Here is a 17,152-nt window from a genome sequence, read left to right as displayed (position 1 = left end):
CCCCCCCCTGCATTGTTGAAGAGAATATCGAGACCACCTAAGCGCTCATTCACCTCGCATACTAGCGAGGCCGCTGTATTGTTGTCGGTCAGATCACCCAGTACGGCGATAGCGATGCCACCTTTGGCAGTGATGCTATCTACGACACGGCCGGTCCGGACCGCATCCCGCCCATGAACGGCCACAACCGCCCCCTCCTGGGCAAGCGTGCAAACAATGGCCGCGCCGATACCGGGGACACGCGTCTGAGGTTGCTGCGGCAGTGGCCTTTCTTCTGTCGGGAGCTGCAAGCTTCACGACTGGGGCTGACCTGACAGTCGACGGTGGCATGAGCCGTGTCTGAGACCAGATCTATCCTCAATGATTGCCGCATCGTGATTATGGGCAGTGGGCCTGGTGAGCGTCAGGCTGATCTGGTTGAGCCGGGCATGATCTCAGAGTGAGCCCTCTCCGCTTCACTCAGCGTCTGAGCCGCGATAATCGACCAGTCTTTTTCACCATGTCCGGCGGCGATAGCCTCTCCCAGCCGTTCGAAGACCGCCGCGAGCATTGGCAGTTCATGCCCTGTCTCAGCAGCAGCTTCTGTGGCTAACCTAAGATCCTTCAGGCCAAGGCTAGCGCGGAAGCCGGGTTCATAAATCCGTTTCGCGATATTCCGCGAGTAGACCTGATAAGATCTGCTGCCGAACAAGGTGTTGAGAATCAGGTCGAAAAATGCCTCACGCGTGACACCGCTGGCCTCGGTCAGCACGACAGCCTCGGCCATTGCCTCGATTGCCATGGTAATCATCATATTGCAGGCAATTTTGGCCGCGTAAGCCCCGGAGGGATTTCCCCCCATTGGCCAGACACGCTTGCCCAGAACGGCATACACGGGTGCGAGCTTGACCAGATGGGCAGTATCTCCGGCCGCGAGTATCTGCAATGCGCCTTCCGCCGCAACATCAGGCCTGCCAAGGACGGGGCTTGCTACGAAGGCCACCCCATATCGGGCATGAAGCTCTGTCAGTTCGCGAGCAAATGCAGTCGATATCGTAGACATGACAACATGGATCACACCGGAGGGAGCACGTGACACCAAACCCGGATCGACGATCACCGAGCGGATGGCCGCATCATCCGACAGGAGCGTCAGAACGATATCGGCGTTGAACGCCCCGTCCGGTGTCTGCAGCGCGGCAACACCTTCGAGCGTGCGTCCAGAGCGCGTCCAGGCGCAAACGTCATGGCCGTCATGAACCAGATTGGTGGCAATGGCGCGACCCATTGCACCAAGGCCGATCAGGGCAATTTTCATGCTGAGACCTCTGTGTTCGATGCAAGCCATGCCAGCACAGGTGCCAGCGCTGCGTCGGAGTTTCTCTCGTAGATCAGCCCATGCCCGTTACCATATACCCCATGATCCGGAAGGTGCATCACTGTGGCAGAGCCCCCCGCGTCATTGAGGAATGCGGCGGTTGGCGGGCTTGCTGCTGCAAACGCGCTGGCCTCGGCGGTGACAATCAGGATTGGCACATCTGTCAGAGACGGCAGGCGATATGTTCCAGGCGCTGATGCTTGCAGGATTGTCGCGTCCTGCACAGGCGGTTCAAAGGCGAGCGGCGCTGCAGCGACCCCCCAGGTCATCTGGCCGATGTTGGGAATGGTTGCGAAAGGCGGTCCCATCGGCTCGATCGCGATGATGCTGCGTACGAGACTGGGCCTTCGATCGGCGACGAGCCAGCCCTCCGGACCCGAGGCTGAATGTGTCAGCAGGATTGCAGGACCGATCCTGTCCAGAAGCGTCGCGATCCGGTCGGCATCCATAGTCTGGGAAGCACAGAGATCGGCAGGCAACGGTCCGTAGCCAGCGACGAAGTCGTCGAGCGCACCCTCATCATCTACAGCAAACGGCCATTGCGTATGGCGTGGGTCCGTGCCGGGAAAATAGATCTCACGCGCAGATTCATAGGAAAACGGCGGTCCCATCGCACCGGTGATGTCCGTATGTAAAGGAGAGCGCCCATGTCCCGCCCGGTCGATCACGAGGGTAGCGTAGCCTGCCTCGACCAGACGCTGCGCCCATCCCGGCCGACCATCAGGCGTGTCGAACCACTCCGTGCCCTGAAACCCGCCGCCATGCATCAGGATGATCGGATAGGGGCGGATCACGTGTTCGGATGCCTCCCACTCCACATACATGGGCGCGCGCTGATAGCCCCGCCCGGATTGGCTCACGCGCTCGCCCGGGACCCAGAAATGGCCCCGGCGAACACGGCGCAATGGCGCATGCGACCATGGTTGTTCGTAATTCATGTCAGATCCTCAAAGAGGGATTGCGCTCAGGCGAATTGGCTGGAGATCAGTGAACCGGGGGATATCGGCCATGACGGGTGCAGCCTCGGGACTACCGAATGCGCGCCCTATGCTCGGCGCATCGATAAAGCGGCATTCGCAGAGGGCAATCGTCCCGGGAGCATGCTGCGCCGGATAGAATGCAGCGAGCGACACGAGCCCATGGGGCGTAAAGGCATCCCTCACCAGAGGGAGGTGATGCTCGCTATAATATGCCCGGTCGAAACGATCGGCCGGGTCGCCGCGATAGATCACATAGAGCACGGCCTCGTTCATGCCCCGAAGCCGCCATCAATCGTGTGCATGGCGCCCGTTATCCCGCTCGCATGCGGCCCTGCGAGATAGGCGACCAGATGGGCCACATCCTCTGCTGTGCCGTGGCGCTTGAGCGCCATCTCGTCATGCATCGCCTGCACAAGCGGGCCATCATGGGGGTTCATATCCGTGTTGGTCGGCCCGGGCTGCACTACGTTCACCGTAATGTCGCGCGCGCCAAGATCCCTGGCGAGACCTCGCGCAAGGCCCTGCAATGCCGATTTGCTCATCCCGTATGCCGTGATTCCCTCGAATGGCATACGGTCCCCATGCACGGAGCCGATCAGAATGATCCGTCCGCCCTTCTTCATCTGCCGCGCGGCCTCAACGGATGCAAAATAAGGGCCGCGGATATTCACGTCGATCAAATGGTCTACGGAATCAGGATCCAGGGTCAGCGGATCGCCTGGCAGCAGGATGGCGGAATTATAGACCAGAACATCGAGCTGTCCCACGTCACGCATGAGAGTGATCGTCCCATCGCGGTCTGATACGTCGCTGCGGATCGCACGCGCGCCAGTGTTGGCTGCAACGGCTTCAGCCGCAGCCTGGGAGCCGGACCAGGTGAACGATATGTCGTCTCCTTCCGCCGCAAACCGTTCGACGATCGCCCTGCCAATTCCGCGACTACCGCCAATGATCAGAATTTTTCGGGTCCCTGAAGCTGACATCATCGGTTCCTTGCATTTCTTGAACGATCACTACATAAATATCCCGGCATTGCTGTCAAGGATTTTTGAGTGATCGATCAATTATCATCGAAGGCCACGCGTGGACGCCCTCGCCAATTCGACCGGCAGGCGGCTCTCACTGTCGGCCGCGCGCTGTTCCATGTTCATGGCTATGAAGCGTTGGGTATTGCCGCCATCACCGAGGCACTGGGTGTGAGACCAGCCAGCTTTTATGCTGCCTTTGGGAGCAAGGCTGCGTATTTCGAGCAGATCGCAGAAGCGTATGCCTCTGACGTTCTCCCACTTGACGCGTTTTTTTGCGAAGACCGTCCTATCATTGATAGCATCTCTGATCTTTTGAGCGCAGCCGCACGGGAATACACAGCCCACGAAAATCAGGTGGGGTGCCTGATTCTGGAGGCGCTACGGGCCGATAGTGGCGACGAGGGACGACGCATCGCCATGCGCATCGCCCACACCCGTCGCGAAAAGCTGGAGGCATCGATCGCCCATGGTGCACCAGCGGTAGCTGTGATCGCGACCGACGTGGTGTCAGTGACTATGGCCGGTATGTCGGCTGCTGCACGCGATGGTATTGGCTATGCTCGCTTGAAACAGGTAGCGACGGTTGCAATTGCAGGGCTACGATCGCTCATCGGCGAAAGCCTGCAGGTGGCCGTTATACCCTGAAGGCCATTAGGCTCAGGACCCATTGATTTGAATACAGAAATCTGATTCAGGCTCTGCAAGGAGAATGAAGATGAGCGATCTGTTTTGGCTGACGGACGAACAAATGGAGCGTCTACGGCCGTTCTTTTCCAGGAGCCACGGTAAACCTCGGGTCGATGACCGCCGTGTGCTGAGTGGGATCATTTTCGTGAACCGCAATGGCCTGCGCTGGCGTGATGCGCCCCGGGAATACGGTCCACACAAGACACTCTACAACCGCTGGAAGCGCTGGAGTGCTATGGGGATCTTCATCCGCATGATGGAAGGACTGGCCGCCGGAAAGGCAGAGCCTCAGACCATCATGATTGATGCGACCTATCTCAAGGCACATCGCACGGCGTCGAGCCTGCGGGTAAAAAAGGGGGTTCAGGCCGCCTGATCGGGCGCACCAAAGGGGGCATGGATACGAAGTTGCATGCTGTCACCGACCGGAACGGACGTCCGCTCGACTTCTTCATGACAGCGGGCCAGATCAGTGATTACACCGGTGCTGCTGCCCTTCTAGACAGCCTTCCGGCAGCCCAATGGATATTGGCAGACCGGGGCTATGACGCTGACTGGTTCAGGGATGCCCTGGAGGAAAAAGGGATCAGACCCTGCATCCCGGGACGGAAGTCCCGCGGGAAACCGATAAAATACGACAAGCGGAAATACAAAGGCCGCAACCGTATCGAGATCATGTTCGGAAGGCTCAAGGACTGGAGACGGGTCGCAACACGCTATGACAGATGTCCGACCGTCTTCTTCTCGGCCATCTGTCTCGCCGCAACCGTCATATTCTGGCTATGAGTCCTGAGCCTACGGGCTCGCTCGGGCATCATTCGACAATATCGTAGCTACAGCATCCCGCAGCCATACGGAGGCCGGATCGCGGTTATTGCGAGCTGACCAGACCATTGACACTGCCGGAATGCGCAAATCCAGCGGCACCGGCCGCAGCGTCAGACCGAAATGGGCCGCATGCTGGTACGCGATCTGGCTGGGTAGCGTCGCCAGAACTGGCGCCGCTGCAGCCGCGGCGAGTGCAGTCAGGAAATCCGATGCGGCCAGGACGACGTTGAGTTCCTCGCCAATCTCAGTCAGCGCTTCCGATAAACATCCCTGAATGTCGTCCTTCAACGTCATGAGAACATGGGGCAGCGCAAGATAGCGCTCGACCGTGAGCGGCGCATCGGGGTCGATCAGATCGGAGTTGAAGCAACACGCGAGCGACTGTTCATACAAAGGCATTCCACAATGGCGCTCCAAGCCAAAATCGAAACACCCGACCGCGATGTCCAGCGCGCCGGTGTCCAGCAGCGCGTGCACTTCACTGCGCGGCGAACCTCGTGACAGCAGCCGCATCCCCGGCGCATGACGCTGCAGATAAGCTGCCAGTTTCGGCATCAAGAAGACTTCCAGTTCGGATGAAAAGCCGAAGCGGAAAATTCGCTGTTCCGTCACGGGATCAAACCGATCCTCAGCTGTCAGGATACCCTGAGCCTGCCTCAATAGGTTACCGACATGCGGCGCCATGGCAGCCGCTTTGGCGGTCGGCTGCATCACGGCCCCTGTTCTCACCAGCACATCATCCACCAATAACACCCTAAGTGTGGCCAGCGCATGGCTCATCGCCGGTTGCTGGATGCGCAAACGGTGCGCCGCCTTCGTGACGCTGCATTCCGATACGAGCGCATCGAAAGCGATCAGGAGATTGAGGTCAAAGGAGCGGAGATTGAAATGGTCGATGGGCTGCATGCGTCAGATCGATTTGTATGATGGTCCGCCGCACCCTAGCTTTTGATGTGACACAAAACAATCGGATCAAGGCCAATCATGACAGCGGCTTTTCAGGTGGGCGACGCCCGCATTACGCGCATTCCCGAACTGCAGTGGGATAATGCCGATCCCAAAAGACTGTATCCGGATATCGATGCCGAGGCATTAGCGACGTTCGGTCCGTCTTTGACACCAGGATCCTTTGACGCCGCGACCGGCAAGCTTGCTCAAGGAACCCACGCATGGCTTGTCCAGTTCCCGGACATCAATATCCTCATCGATACGGCCACCGGTAACGACAAGCCCCTGCCGGACGCGCCGGCCCTGGATCATCTGCACACGCCGTTCCTTGATCGCCTCGCTGCAGCAGGCGTCCGGCCCGAGCAAATCGAGGCTGTGCTGCATACGCATATCCACGCCGATCATGTCGGATGGAACACCCGTCTGCACGGTGGAAAATGGGTGCCCACCTTCCCGAACGCGCGTCATATCTGTTCGGCGATCGAAGCCCGCTACGGTGCAGCCAATGACGGCATCGATCCCGCGCCGGATCTGCCACCTGATATTTTGGGATCACCCGATCATCGTCCCCTACCCCGTGTCTACACGGATAGCATGCTTCCCGTCATTGAAGCCGGGCTCGGCCGCGCCATCAGGATCGACGGTCGGGAGATTCTTACAGGCTTTTCCTTTCATCCCACCCCGGGTCACAGCATCGACCACGCCTCGATCCGCCTGCATTCGCGGGGTGAGGAAGCATGGTTCACGGGAGATGTCATGCATCATCCTCTTCAGGTCTACCGCCCCGATCTGCGCTCCGTTTACTGCGAGTTCATTCAACCTGCCGAACGCTCGCGCCGATGGTTTCTTGAAAAGGCCACCGAGAGCGGAAGTCTGTGTTTCACCAGCCATTTCGCGGAAACGGGTGCTGGCTACGTCAGACGTCGCGGGAACGAATTCTCATGGGAGTTTGCGCAACCCACTGAAGGAGAAATCGGATGACTGACCTGCTGACGGCGAACCTGCATATCCCTAGCGATACCGCTGGCATTGCGCTCCATCTGCGTCACAAGCGCCGCAAAGATATCCAGACATTCGGTCCAAAACGCACCATCTTGCTGATGCATGGCGCGACATTGCCGTCAGAGAGTCTTTTCGACGTTCCTGTCCATGACGGGTCATTCATGGACAGCCTCGCCCAGGACGGGTTCGACGTCTACGCGCTCAATGTTCGTGGTTACGGCGGCTCGACGCGGCCTGTTGGTATGGAGGGCGCACCAGAAGGTGCACCGCCGCAGGTCAGAACCGAGACGGCCGTGCGCGATCTGGGAACCGCTGTCGATTACATCCTGACGAAACACACCCTCCCCCGCCTGTGCCTGATCGGCATGTCCTGGGGTGGCACGGTGACGGGAGCCTATACGGCGGCCCATAACGACAAGGTCGAAAAGCTGACGCTGATCGCACCGCAATGGATCAATGACGGAGTTTCCCGGCTCGATCCCGGCGGCCCTGTCAACGCATATCGGCGCTTCAATGTCCAGGCATTCCGCCAACGCTGGCTTGAGGGCGTGCCTGAACACAAACGTGATTGTATCCTCCCGAACGGATGGTTCGAGCAATGGGCTACGATCATTCTCGCCAGCGACCCAGCCGCACAGGATGGCATTATCCGCGCGCCCGCAGGTGTGATTCAGGATGTCCGCGAATACTGGTCCGCCGGAAAAGCCTTCTACGAACCCGAAAAAATTACTGTCCCGGTCCTTCTGCTGCATGCTGAATGGGACCGCGACGTAACCCTCAATCAAATGGTCGCCCTGTTTCCACGCTTCCGGAACGCGCCCTATCGGCGCTGGATCGAGATTGGGGAGGGAACACACATGGTAGTCATGGAGCAGAACCGCTGGCAGGTTCTCGAGAGTATAAAGGCTTTCTTAGCTTAAGTCGGATCGGTTCAGAGGTAATTACTTGTGAGCTTTTGAAATAGGTACTTCGGGCCGTCTCCCGCTGCTTCCCGGCTCCCCTTAACCTGATTCAGGTAGATTAGATTATCGGAAGTAGGTGGGACGCGCGGAAAACGGCAGCGGACGGGCCGAGAAGCGTGTCTCAGAGGCGCGGTTTTTATGCAGCGCAGACCATCTCCCTGCCAGTACGGCCGTGCTCAATGAAGGATGTCAGCTTTCGCCTTCAAGCCAAACGTTCAATCGATCTATTTGTCTTCGACAAAGCGGACATAAGCGTTGTCCGAATGATACTTGACGGCATGCTCGATATTTCGGTGCAGAGCAAAACGTCAGCTGTCAAGCTGATGTAAGACGGGAAGGCCATCTGTTTATTTCTCAGGATATTCCCATGTCACTTCCTGACACGCTCACCATTTCTCCCTCCGTCCTCTATTTCGGTACGCCTGTGGCACTCGTTGGCACGGCAGGAAGCCACGCTAACGCGAATATTTCGCCCGTTTCCTCACTCTGGGCTTTGGGACAGACCATTGTGCTGGGGCTGGGTACAACCGGATGCACGCTCGCCAATCTTCGTGAAAGATAAGAGTGTACAATCAATCTTCCATCGGCTGATCTGTGGCCTAAAGTCGAAGCGATTGCTCGAACGACGGGAAGTTCGCCCGTTCCCCCGGAGAAGACTGCAATGGGGTATGTCCACCATCCGGACAAGTTCGCCCTGGGAGGCTTTACACCCGTGCCTTCCGAGACGATCAGGGCTCCACGCGTCGCCGAATGTCCTCTGCAACTGGAGTGCCGCCTCTCGGCGCTTCATGGTGATGAGTCCCGAGGATTTGTCCTCGTCGACCTGACGGTAAAGCGCGTTCATGCTCATCGCGATATCGTCGTCGGCAGGACGCATCATATCGACACAAGCCGCTGGCATCCCCTCTTCTTTATTTTTCGAGAATACTTCGGCGATGCGCGCCCCTTAGGTCGAAATTTTCGTGCAGGCCGCTGAAAGCCTTTCTCAGAAACACGCCCAGAGATCGGCCACTCGTTGCGCTTCTTCCGGCCTGTCCGTAACCAGAACAAGCTGGTGGTCATGATCGCTATAAAGCGTTTCGATATTGACACCTGCGTCAGCCATGCGCCCGGTCAGAATGCCAAGCTGCCCCGGCACCGCCTATTTGAGAAGCAGAAGAACAACCTCCCGGACACGCCCGACCGTTATTCCTGCGTTGCCCAGAGCCTTGCTGGCTGCTGCCCCGTCTTTAAACAGGAAGTGCGCCACGCCTCTGCCATTGGTCACCCACGCACCTCCCCCTTCAACACTGATCCCTGCCTGGCCGAGGGCAGTCCCCATCCGCCCCAAAGAGCCAGGACAGTCTTCAAGAAGAATTTCCACATCAAACATGATCATTCTCCACGGCTGCATGGACTACCCTGCTATCGGACGGTGCTTCTTCCCGGTCGCTCAGCCCATAATTCCGGACAACCTGCGCAACCCGCAAACGATAATCCGAAAATACGCCGCCCCGCCCTGCCGCCTGTGCCATGCGCTGACAGACTTCTCCAGGCTGCAACGGCGTTTTCGTCCCGGAAAAACGATAATGACAGCAGCTTGTCCGGGTCAGTCAGACTCTGGAAGCGCTCGACTGAGACAAACCCCTCGACGGTCTCGAGTTCGGACTTCAGATGCGCAGCTAACGACGCATACTGCTTTTTCCTCGCCGTGTAGGCCATGCTTCGAACAGAACAGCGATCATACTGGGTCTCCCGGTTGTTTCGGGATGATCTTAGGAGCTTGAGACGTCCGGATGTTTCGGTGCAGATCAAAGCATGAAAGACGGTCCGGACATCGCGCGAATTGCGGCTCTGATTGGCGATCCTGTACGCATTAACATTCTGACAGCCCTCATGTCTGGCAAAGCCCTGACCGCGACTGAACTGGCCTCTGAAGCAGGCATTTCAGCGCCGACAGTCTCAGGTCACGTCCGGAAGTTGATGGATGGTGGTCTGATTATTGGATGCAACCAGGGACGACATCGTTATTTCCAGCTGGCCGGTTCCAATGTTGCGAACCTGCTGGAAGTCATCATGGGATTTGCAGCGTCTCAGGGGCATTTGAGAACGCGCCCCGGACCTAGAGATCCCGCCCTACGAGCCGCGCGCATCTGCTACAGGCATCTGGCAGGTAAAGCGGGCGTGCGGATGTACGAAAGCCTTCTGGCTCGGGCATTTTTGGTTCTCGATGAAGACGCGTTAAGCCTCACCCCGCAGGGAGAGAGTTTTCTTCTTTCACTGGGAGTGGACCTGGCAGCTTTATCGAAGAAGCGTCCCCCGCAGTGCCGGAACTGTCTGAACTGGAGTGAACGCCGCTATCACCTTGGAGGTCCATTAGGCAGAAGTCTTATGGACTTCATTTTTCAAAAGGGGTGGGCAACCCAGCTTCCCCATAGCCGAACGATCCAGTTTACTCAGACGGGACAGAAGGCATTCGAAAGGATGTTTCCCCTTTAAAGCACGGTGAAAAACTAGTTTTTCCCTCAACTGAGACATTCGGCCCAGAAATATTACCCGTCTGTTGATCGGGTTAATTCCTCCCAGTCCATGATTTCTTTTTCGAGCTGAGCGAGACGTTCACGAACCAAACGCAGAGCATCGCTACCCAAGAGGAGTTGCGGTGGAGGAATGTCCGACGCAACGAGCTGAAGGACGGCGGCGGCGAGTTTCGTCGGATCACCCAACTGCTTACCGTCCTTCTCGTGGCGAGCAGCCCGGATCGGATCGAACAGAGCATTATAGTCTGTAATTGAGCGCTCGGTCCGGACCATTGAACGCCCGGCCCAGTCCGTGCGGAAGGATCCAGGGCATAGCGCGGTGACATGAACCCCAAAAGGTGCCATTTCCGCGCGCATGACCTCCGAAATGCCCTGCAAAGCGAATTTGCTGCCACAGTAATACGAGATACCCGGCATGGTGATCAGACCACCCATTGATGTCACGTTCACTATAAACCCACTGCGGCGTTCGCGAAAACGCGGCAGGAAGGCTTTGGCGACAGCAACAGCTCCGAAGACATTGACGTCGAACTGGCGGCGCATTTCCTCGAGAGGAGTTTCCTCCAGAATGCCTTCATGTCCATAGCCGGCATTGTTGATGAGCACATCGACGGGGCCGTGGTATTGTTCTGCTTGTGCGACGATGGAGGCAATACGATCGAAGTCGGTTACGTCACACAGGATCGCGCGAACATTCGGCAGTTGCTCCAGTAAAGACGCTCCTGTGGTTTGCGACCGGACCGTACCAATCACCTGATGACCGGCCTCAAGGGCGGCCTGGGCAATGGCCAAGCCAAATCCCGAGTTGGCGCCAGTGATAAAGAAGGTTTTTTGTGGCATGGCTCTGCTCGACTGGATTTCGTTCATGCCCTGACCAATAATAGCGTATTGCGGCGCTCTCCACTGCGATTTCTCTAATATCCTTGCCTGATCCTATGAATTATCAATCAGATACCTTTTCGCTCCTCGCACTGGCTGCGGAACTCGCACCGCGATCTGGCTACAGCGCCACGTCTTTACCGAGTATCCGTATCCTGCGTTCCGAGACCATTCTTGAAGATGTGCCGGTTCTTTATCGCCCCGGTGCGGTTTTCGTACTGCAGGGGTTCAAGCAGGGTTTTCTCAATGGCGAAATCTACCGATATGATGCCGAGCATTATCTTGCCGTTTCGATCCCTGTGCCTTTCCGGATGGCTTCGCAGGCTAGCCCTGATCAGCCTCTGCTTGCCATTTATTGCGATTTTGACCTGCATCTTGCTGCTGAAATAGCGACGGCTCTGCAGGGACAAGCCGGTCATGACGAAAGAATGCAGGCGCGAAGTCTGATTTCAAGTCGAATGGCACCCACCATGACGGATGTACTCCAACGCCTGCTCCATGCTCTCCACCACCCACAGGAACTCGCTATTCTCGGCCCGGGGCTATTGCGTGAATTGCATTACCGCATCCTGGTCGGGCCACAGGGCGGATCGCTGATGGCAGCGTTGCGTCGTAATGACACAACAGACAGGATCGTGCAGAGCCTCGCGCTGATCCGCGAACGCTACAAGGAAGGCCTATCGGTTTCGGAACTCGCTGTAACAGCCGGTATGAGCGTTCCATCATTTCACGTCGGCTTTAAGCGCCTCACCGGGAACACCCCGATTCAATATCTCAAAGCGCTGCGGCTGCACGAAGCAAGGCTGATGATCGCACGACGTCAGGGAACACTTGCAACGATCGCCTCAGAAGTCGGCTATGCCAGTCCTGCCCAGTTCAGCCGGGACTTCAAACGCTATTTTTATCGCACCCCAAGCGAGGAGGCCAAATGGATGCGAGAACATTTGGGAGAGCCAATACAGGCTTGACGCGCAAATCCCGCGTTGAGGTGGGCTGGTTATTTGCCAGTGCTTAGCAGACAGACGGTAACTCCTCCTTCGAGACACTGACCTTATTGATGCGCCAACCGAAAAGCGGACACTTCTTATGCGAGCATCATTTCCAAAGAACGGAAAACTCTTTCATCCTCGCATTGCGTAACATTGAACCGCATGAAGGGAGACGCAGACTGGCTCACACTGAAGACGTTACCCGGAGCATGAATGATTTTGTCTGCCATGCTTCTAAGCGCGATGTCCGTTGAATCCTGTCCGTCCGGAAGTCTGCACCACACATAGAAGCCTGCTTTCGGGACTGTCCACGGCGATATCCCCAGCGTCTCCAGTTTACGAATAACCGTCTTTCTGGATTTTTCCAGCCGCCGCTTGATCTCCAACATGTGCTTTCGATAGCTGCCCCCTTCCAGCACATCCGCGATCACTTCTGTGATTACAGGACTGGGACCACCAAAACTGGTCGCGACCTGCAGGTCAATCAAACCTTCAATCAGATCTTTCCGGGCTGCGATGTAACCACATCGTACCGACGCAGACAGGGTCTTTGAAAAGCTTCCGATCCGGATGACATGCTCCAACCCCTCCATGACCGCCAGGCGGGGTGATGGCGCGGTCTCAAATTCTGCAAAGATATCGTCTTCAACAATCAGAACACCTGATGCTGCCGCTGTACTCAACAGACGGAAGGCTGTCTGGGGAGAGAGGGTAGCCCCTGTAGGATTATGGAGAGCCGAGTTGGTGATGTAGAGGCGCGGCTTCTCCTGCAGAACGATCCGCTCGAAAGCTTCGGTATCCGGACCGGTCGCGGTGTATGGCACTCCGACGATCCGGATTTCATGCGCCTTGAGCAAAGCCTGGAAATTGAAATAACACGGGTCGTCCACCAGAACCGTATCACCCCGACGCACCAGCAGGCGGCAAATCAGATCGACCGCCTGCGTGCCTGAACCCGTCAGCAGAACCTGATCGGGGCTGATATCAAGCCCTTCTTCGGAAAACTGGGAGGTCAGGAGACGGCGCAGGCGCAGTGCGCCTCTGGTGCTGCCATAGTCCGACAGGATGTTCCCTTTCCCTCTTGCCACGGCTCTGAATGCTTTGCGCAATGCTTCATCAGGCATCCAGTCCGTTGGAAGCCAGCCACATCCTGGTTTCAGGACCGCTGGATCTGAGTCCAGAGACTGACGCGACACCCAGAACGGATCAACGGCCCGCGCTGCCGGGGTGTTGGCATCCGCCAACGATAATGGCGGAAGGGCACGTCCCGTGACATAAAACCCTGAGCCCTGCCGTGGCGCGATAACCCCTTCGGCCGCCAGCCGGTCATAAGCCTGGACGATGGTGGAGGGTGAGGCCTGCATGGTCTTTGCAAACTGCCGGATCGACGGAAGACGGTCGCCAGGTACCAGGGCACGCGTCGCGATGCGCTGCCTGATGGTCTCCATGATGGCTGATGTGCGTGTCTGGTGATGTTCCACTGCCAACCTCAGAAATTGTATTGGCCTCACCACCAATACAGTTTTTTATAATCGTATCAGATTGTGGCTGGCCCTGACAATTTCCTCCTCATAAATCTGAGCCTACCTGATACATTATGACTTCAAGGATTCCTGTCATGAAACGGACGACAGAAGGATGGGGCAGCGGTCTGCTGGGCGTCATCATTTTCAGTGGCTCTCTCCCCGCAACACGTGTTGCCGTCGCTGATTTTTCACCCATTTTTCTGACCTGCGCCCGTGCCGTGATCGCCGCCCTTCTGGGGGGTGTCCTCCTGCTCGCACTCCGTCAGCCGCGCCCGGAAAGGCGGGATATTCTTCCGCTCATTCTTGTCGCTGTGGGCGGGGTGGTTGGCTTCCCGCTTCTGACGGCACTGGCTCTGCAACATATTACAGCCGCCTATTCCATCGTGTTCATTGGCTTGTTGCCGCTGGCCACGGCCATTTTTGGTGTGCTGCGGGGAGGTGAACGCCCCAAACCTGCCTTCTGGCTGTTCTCCACGATCGGCGCGGCTGCCGTGGCGGGGTTTGCTCTCTACGGCAGTCAGGCCGGTAATGTCACAGGCGATCTGTTGATGGTTGCGGCCATTCTCGTCTGCGGTCTGGGCTACGCGGAAGGAGCAACCCTTTCCCGTCGTCTTGGGGGATGGCAGGTCATTTCATGGTCCCTGCTGCTGTCCCTGCCACTCATGGCGATTATCGCCCTCGCTTACCTGCCGACCAGTTGGGGGAACATTCATCTCTCCTCATGGATCGGGCTTGGCTACGTTTCGATCTTCAGCATGCTAATCGGTTTCATCTTCTGGTATCGCGGCTTGGCTCTGGGCGGTATCGCTGGCGTTGGGCAGCTGCAGTTGCTGCAACCCTTCTTTGGTCTGCTACTTGCGGCACTTTTCCTGCATGAACCGGTTGCCTGGACCGTGGTTGTCTCGACACTCATCGTCGTTCTGTGCGTGGCCGGTGCGAAACGGTTTTCCTGATCCACAAAGACTAACAGGTCTGACTTCTCAACCGAGGCAACCATGTCCGACGACTTCTACCGGCTCAAACTGCTGCCGCCTTATGTGATTGCTGAAACCAATGCGATGCGGGCCGCAGCACGCGCGGCTGGTGAAGACGTCATCGACCTCGGCATGGGCAATCTCGACCTGCCACCGCCCGAGCACGTTATTGAAAAGCTCGTTGAGGTCGCACGTCGACCTGACGCGCATGGGTATTCCCAGTCCAGAGGAATTCCAGGGCTGAGACGGGCACAGGCCAGCTATTACGGCCGCCGCTTTGGTGTGGAGGTTGATCCCGAGACAGAAGTGGTCGTGACCATGGGGTCGAAGGAAGGCCTCGCCAGCCTCGCCACCGCCGTGATCGCCCCCGGCGATGTCGTGCTGGCCCCGGACCCGTCCTATCCCATTCACACATTTGGGTTTGTCATGGCGGGGGCGGCTATCCGTGCCGTGCCGACGACGCCTGACGAGCATTATTTCGAGGCGCTGGAACAGGCGATGAAAGCGCCCGGTCCCCGCCCGAAGCTGCTGGTCATGAACTATCCGTCCAATCCGACGGCAGAAAGCGTCGAACTACCGTTCTATGAGCGGGCTGTGGCTTTTGCGAAAGAGCACGGCCTGTGGATCGTCAGCGATCTGGCCTATTCTGAACTGTATTATGATGGAAAGCCGACCCCCTCGATCCTTCAGGTCAAAGGCGGCAAGGATGTTGCGATCGAGTTCACATCCCTGAGCAAGACTTACAGCATGGCCGGCTGGCGCATTGGCTTTGCCGTGGGCAACAGGACGCTGGTTTCAGCCATGAGCCAGGTCAAATCCTACCTGGATTATGGCGCGTTCACACCCATTCAGGCGGCGGCCTGTGCGGCGCTCAATGGTCCTCAGGACACCGTGGAGCGCAACCGGCAGCTCTACCATCGTCGTCGGGACGTGCTGGTCGAAAGCTTCGCCCGTGCCGGATGGGACATTCCGGCGCCCAATGCCTCCATGTTTGCGGGGGCACCTTTGCCCCCGGCCCTGGCCCATCTCGGCAGCCTGGAATTCTCCAAACAGCTTCTGACCCACGCCAAGGTGGCAGTTGCCGCAGGTGTCGGATATGGCGCGAATGGTGAAGGCTATGTCCGGATTGCTCTGGTGGAAAACGAGCAGCGCATCCGCCAGGCGGCACGGAACATCAAGCGCTACCTGAAATCGATGGGCGTCAATGTTCCATCCGGTAACGAGGTCTGACATGTCGATTTTTCACGGCCTCTCGGCTTTCCCCATTACGCCAGCCAACGAACATGGCGTGGTGGATACGGAGGGTGTTATGCGCTTGACGGCGCATCTGTCTGCCAACGGAGTGGATTCCATCGGCCTCTTGGGCAGTACCGGAACCTATGCCTATCTGAGCCGTACCGAGCGCTGCCGAGCCATCCGCGCAACCGTCAAAACAGTCGGTGGGAAAACGCCGCTGATCGTAGGGATCGGCACGCTGCGAACGGACGATGCCCAGAACCTTGCACGCGATGCCGCGGCCGAAGGTGCCGACGGATTGCTGATGGCTCCTGTGTCCTACACGCCCCTGACGCAGGAAGAAGCCTATCAGCATTACAAAGCGGTCGCCGAAGTTACGTCTCTGCCGCTCTGCATCTACAACAATCCTAGTACAACCCATTTCAGTTTTAGTCGTGATCTGCTTGAACGGCTGGCGGAGTTACCCAACATCGCCGCCGTGAAAATGCCCGCTCCGACAGAAGGCACGGTTGCACAGGAACTGGCCGAGCTACGGTCCAGCCCGGTTGGAAAACTCGCTATAGGTTACAGTGGAGACTGGATTGCGGCGGAAGCCCTGCTTGCCGGCAGTGACGGCTGGTTCAGTGTTCTGGGCGGCTTCCTGCCAAAGCTGGCCAAAGTGATGGTGACAGCCGCATATGAGGGCAATGACCGTGCCGTAAACCAGTATCAGCAGGCGTTGGAACCGATGTGGACACTTTTTCGGGAATTTGGAAGCCTGCGTGTTGCTTATGCTGCCATCAATCTTCTGGAGCTGTCGTCCGCCCAGCCTCCGCGTCCAATTTTGCCTTTAACATCGCAAGACCGGAGGCGTGTTGAGGATGCTCTGAAAGCATGCACCGCACTTTAGGATAAATAGCGATGTCTGCTTTGCGACTGGTACAGTCTAAGAGCAAACATTCCGCCCCCCCCATCCCGGACGATTAGTTCCGGTATATCTTCCTATGCGGTGACCTACTTCAGATAGCTTATATTATCGGAAATAGGGGCGATGCGCAGAAACTTGCGACGCGAGAATTGGAAAGTTACCTCGAGAGCAACAAGTAGAACCGACTCGCGTATGCGATAACGGGGAAGTTGTGGTTGGGCCGCTGCCACGAGCTTTCCTAGTCGGGATCGAGAAGCGTGAACGCCAATTTCTTCCTAAGTCTGTGCCTAGTGGGGTTTTCGAGAAGCGCCTGCCAGGTCGTTGGTGATC

22 protein-coding genes are annotated in these 17,152 nt (G+C 57.5%); 12 read left to right on the top strand and 10 right to left on the bottom strand.

The window, feature by feature from the left end:
- Nucleotides 1-290, bottom strand: a 290-nt coding sequence (locus P792_RS39555; RefSeq protein ID WP_152530112.1) for an SDR family NAD(P)-dependent oxidoreductase, incomplete at its 3' end; no start/stop codon positions are given.
- On the opposite strand from P792_RS39555, the gene P792_RS38105 reads away from it, so the two are divergent.
- Nucleotides 263-343 (top strand): hypothetical protein, encoded by an 81-nt coding sequence (locus tag P792_RS38105; RefSeq protein ID WP_081866809.1) that lies wholly within the window; start codon nt 263-265, stop codon nt 341-343. The two genes, P792_RS39555 and P792_RS38105, sit on opposite strands and share 28 nt — an antisense overlap.
- A gap of 60 nt (nt 344-403) precedes the next feature.
- On the opposite strand, the gene P792_RS20715 is transcribed toward P792_RS38105, so the two are convergent.
- From P792_RS20715 to bdcA, 4 genes are read right to left on the bottom strand one after another with little or no spacing between them, the layout of a single operon-like run.
- The gene (locus P792_RS20715) at nt 404-1,297 is read right to left on the bottom strand and encodes an NAD(P)-dependent oxidoreductase (RefSeq protein WP_023977139.1); all 894 of its coding nucleotides are present in this window, start codon (nt 1,295-1,297) and stop codon (nt 404-406) included.
- Entirely contained in the window at nt 1,294-2,295 is a 1,002-nt protein-coding gene (locus P792_RS20710; protein WP_023977138.1) for an alpha/beta fold hydrolase, read from the bottom strand. The genes P792_RS20715 and P792_RS20710 overlap by 4 nt, the downstream gene beginning before the upstream one ends.
- A gap of 9 nt (nt 2,296-2,304) precedes the next feature.
- Nucleotides 2,305-2,610, bottom strand: a complete 306-nt coding sequence (locus P792_RS20705; protein WP_023977137.1) for an EthD family reductase — start codon at nt 2,608-2,610, stop codon at nt 2,305-2,307.
- The gene (gene bdcA, locus P792_RS20700) at nt 2,607-3,320 is read right to left on the bottom strand and encodes an SDR family oxidoreductase (RefSeq protein WP_023977136.1); all 714 of its coding nucleotides are present in this window, start codon (nt 3,318-3,320) and stop codon (nt 2,607-2,609) included. Before bdcA ends, P792_RS20705 begins: the two co-directional genes overlap by 4 nt.
- Before the next feature lie 69 nt (nt 3,321-3,389).
- Between bdcA and P792_RS20695 the strand changes: the two genes are divergently transcribed.
- Nucleotides 3,390-4,010, top strand: a complete 621-nt coding sequence (locus P792_RS20695; RefSeq protein WP_023977135.1) for a TetR/AcrR family transcriptional regulator — start codon at nt 3,390-3,392, stop codon at nt 4,008-4,010.
- A gap of 70 nt (nt 4,011-4,080) precedes the next feature.
- Nucleotides 4,081-4,838 (top strand): IS5 family transposase gene (locus tag P792_RS36320; protein WP_152530086.1). Its coding sequence is split into 2 segments (ribosomal slippage): nt 4,081-4,402 and nt 4,402-4,838, totalling 759 coding nucleotides; the frame shifts between segments, so codons are not numbered across the junction.
- A gap of 9 nt (nt 4,839-4,847) precedes the next feature.
- On the opposite strand, the gene P792_RS0117475 is transcribed toward P792_RS36320, so the two are convergent.
- The gene (locus tag P792_RS0117475; RefSeq protein ID WP_031239814.1) at nt 4,848-5,786 is read right to left on the bottom strand and encodes a LysR substrate-binding domain-containing protein; all 939 of its coding nucleotides are present in this window, start codon (nt 5,784-5,786) and stop codon (nt 4,848-4,850) included.
- Nucleotides 5,787-5,864: 78 nt separating this feature from the next.
- Between P792_RS0117475 and P792_RS20680 the strand changes: the two genes are divergently transcribed.
- The 4 genes from P792_RS20680 (at nt 5,865) to P792_RS38095 (ending at nt 8,768) form a co-directional block, all read left to right on the top strand.
- Nucleotides 5,865-6,809 carry an MBL fold metallo-hydrolase gene (locus tag P792_RS20680; protein ID WP_023977132.1) on the top strand — a complete coding sequence of 315 codons (945 nt, stop codon included), beginning with the start codon at nt 5,865-5,867 and terminating at the stop codon, nt 6,807-6,809.
- The gene (locus P792_RS20675; protein WP_023977131.1) at nt 6,806-7,750 is read left to right on the top strand and encodes an alpha/beta hydrolase; all 945 of its coding nucleotides are present in this window, start codon (nt 6,806-6,808) and stop codon (nt 7,748-7,750) included. The genes P792_RS20680 and P792_RS20675 overlap by 4 nt, the downstream gene beginning before the upstream one ends.
- 409 nt (nt 7,751-8,159) lie before the next feature.
- Nucleotides 8,160-8,354 (top strand): hypothetical protein, encoded by a 195-nt coding sequence (locus P792_RS38100; RefSeq protein ID WP_235075350.1) that lies wholly within the window; start codon nt 8,160-8,162, stop codon nt 8,352-8,354.
- Between the two features lie 99 nt (nt 8,355-8,453).
- Nucleotides 8,454-8,768 carry a hypothetical protein gene (locus P792_RS38095; protein WP_338107073.1) on the top strand — a complete coding sequence of 105 codons (315 nt, stop codon included), beginning with the start codon at nt 8,454-8,456 and terminating at the stop codon, nt 8,766-8,768.
- Between the two features lie 165 nt (nt 8,769-8,933).
- Here the strand turns inward: P792_RS38095 and P792_RS38090 are convergent, their stop codons facing one another.
- A complete protein-coding gene (locus P792_RS38090; RefSeq protein ID WP_235075349.1) occupies nt 8,934-9,164 on the bottom strand; it encodes a hypothetical protein in 231 nt (76 codons plus the stop codon).
- A 32-nt stretch (nt 9,165-9,196) separates the two neighbouring features.
- Nucleotides 9,197-9,493 (bottom strand): antibiotic biosynthesis monooxygenase, encoded by a 297-nt coding sequence (locus tag P792_RS36315; protein WP_336718733.1) that lies wholly within the window; start codon nt 9,491-9,493, stop codon nt 9,197-9,199.
- A gap of 96 nt (nt 9,494-9,589) precedes the next feature.
- Here P792_RS36315 and P792_RS20660 point away from each other — a divergent pair, with 96 nt between their 5' ends.
- Nucleotides 9,590-10,270 carry a helix-turn-helix transcriptional regulator gene (locus P792_RS20660; protein ID WP_023977129.1) on the top strand — a complete coding sequence of 227 codons (681 nt, stop codon included), beginning with the start codon at nt 9,590-9,592 and terminating at the stop codon, nt 10,268-10,270.
- 53 nt (nt 10,271-10,323) lie between these two features.
- Here the strand turns inward: P792_RS20660 and P792_RS20655 are convergent, their stop codons facing one another.
- Nucleotides 10,324-11,178 (bottom strand): oxidoreductase, encoded by an 855-nt coding sequence (locus tag P792_RS20655; protein ID WP_235075348.1) that lies wholly within the window; start codon nt 11,176-11,178, stop codon nt 10,324-10,326.
- 68 nt (nt 11,179-11,246) lie between these two features.
- Between P792_RS20655 and P792_RS20650 the strand changes: the two genes are divergently transcribed.
- Nucleotides 11,247-12,158, top strand: a complete 912-nt coding sequence (locus P792_RS20650) for an AraC family transcriptional regulator (RefSeq protein WP_023977127.1) — start codon at nt 11,247-11,249, stop codon at nt 12,156-12,158.
- A 116-nt stretch (nt 12,159-12,274) separates the two neighbouring features.
- Here P792_RS20650 and P792_RS20645 read toward each other — a convergent pair whose 3' ends face one another.
- Nucleotides 12,275-13,696, bottom strand: a complete 1,422-nt coding sequence (locus P792_RS20645) for a PLP-dependent aminotransferase family protein (RefSeq protein WP_081866794.1) — start codon at nt 13,694-13,696, stop codon at nt 12,275-12,277.
- A gap of 101 nt (nt 13,697-13,797) precedes the next feature.
- On the opposite strand from P792_RS20645, the gene P792_RS20640 reads away from it, so the two are divergent.
- Genes P792_RS20640 through P792_RS20630 form a run of 3 tightly spaced genes read left to right on the top strand, consistent with a single transcriptional unit; the run spans nt 13,798 to nt 16,804 of the window.
- Entirely contained in the window at nt 13,798-14,658 is an 861-nt protein-coding gene (locus tag P792_RS20640; protein WP_023977125.1) for a DMT family transporter, read from the top strand.
- 42 nt (nt 14,659-14,700) lie between these two features.
- Entirely contained in the window at nt 14,701-15,909 is a 1,209-nt protein-coding gene (locus P792_RS20635; RefSeq protein ID WP_023977124.1) for an LL-diaminopimelate aminotransferase, read from the top strand.
- Nucleotide 15,910: 1 nt separating this feature from the next.
- Nucleotides 15,911-16,804: a dihydrodipicolinate synthase family protein gene (locus tag P792_RS20630; RefSeq protein ID WP_023977123.1), complete on the top strand. Its 894-nt coding sequence runs from the start codon at nt 15,911-15,913 to the stop codon at nt 16,802-16,804.
- The last annotated feature ends 348 nt before the right edge of the window (nt 16,805-17,152 follow it).

The organism is Asaia sp. SF2.1 (assembly GCF_000505765.1).
Lineage (GTDB): Bacteria > Pseudomonadota > Alphaproteobacteria > Acetobacterales > Acetobacteraceae > Asaia > Asaia bogorensis.
Note: the sequence above shows the minus strand (reverse complement) of the source record. Positions and strands in the feature narration are given on the sequence as shown.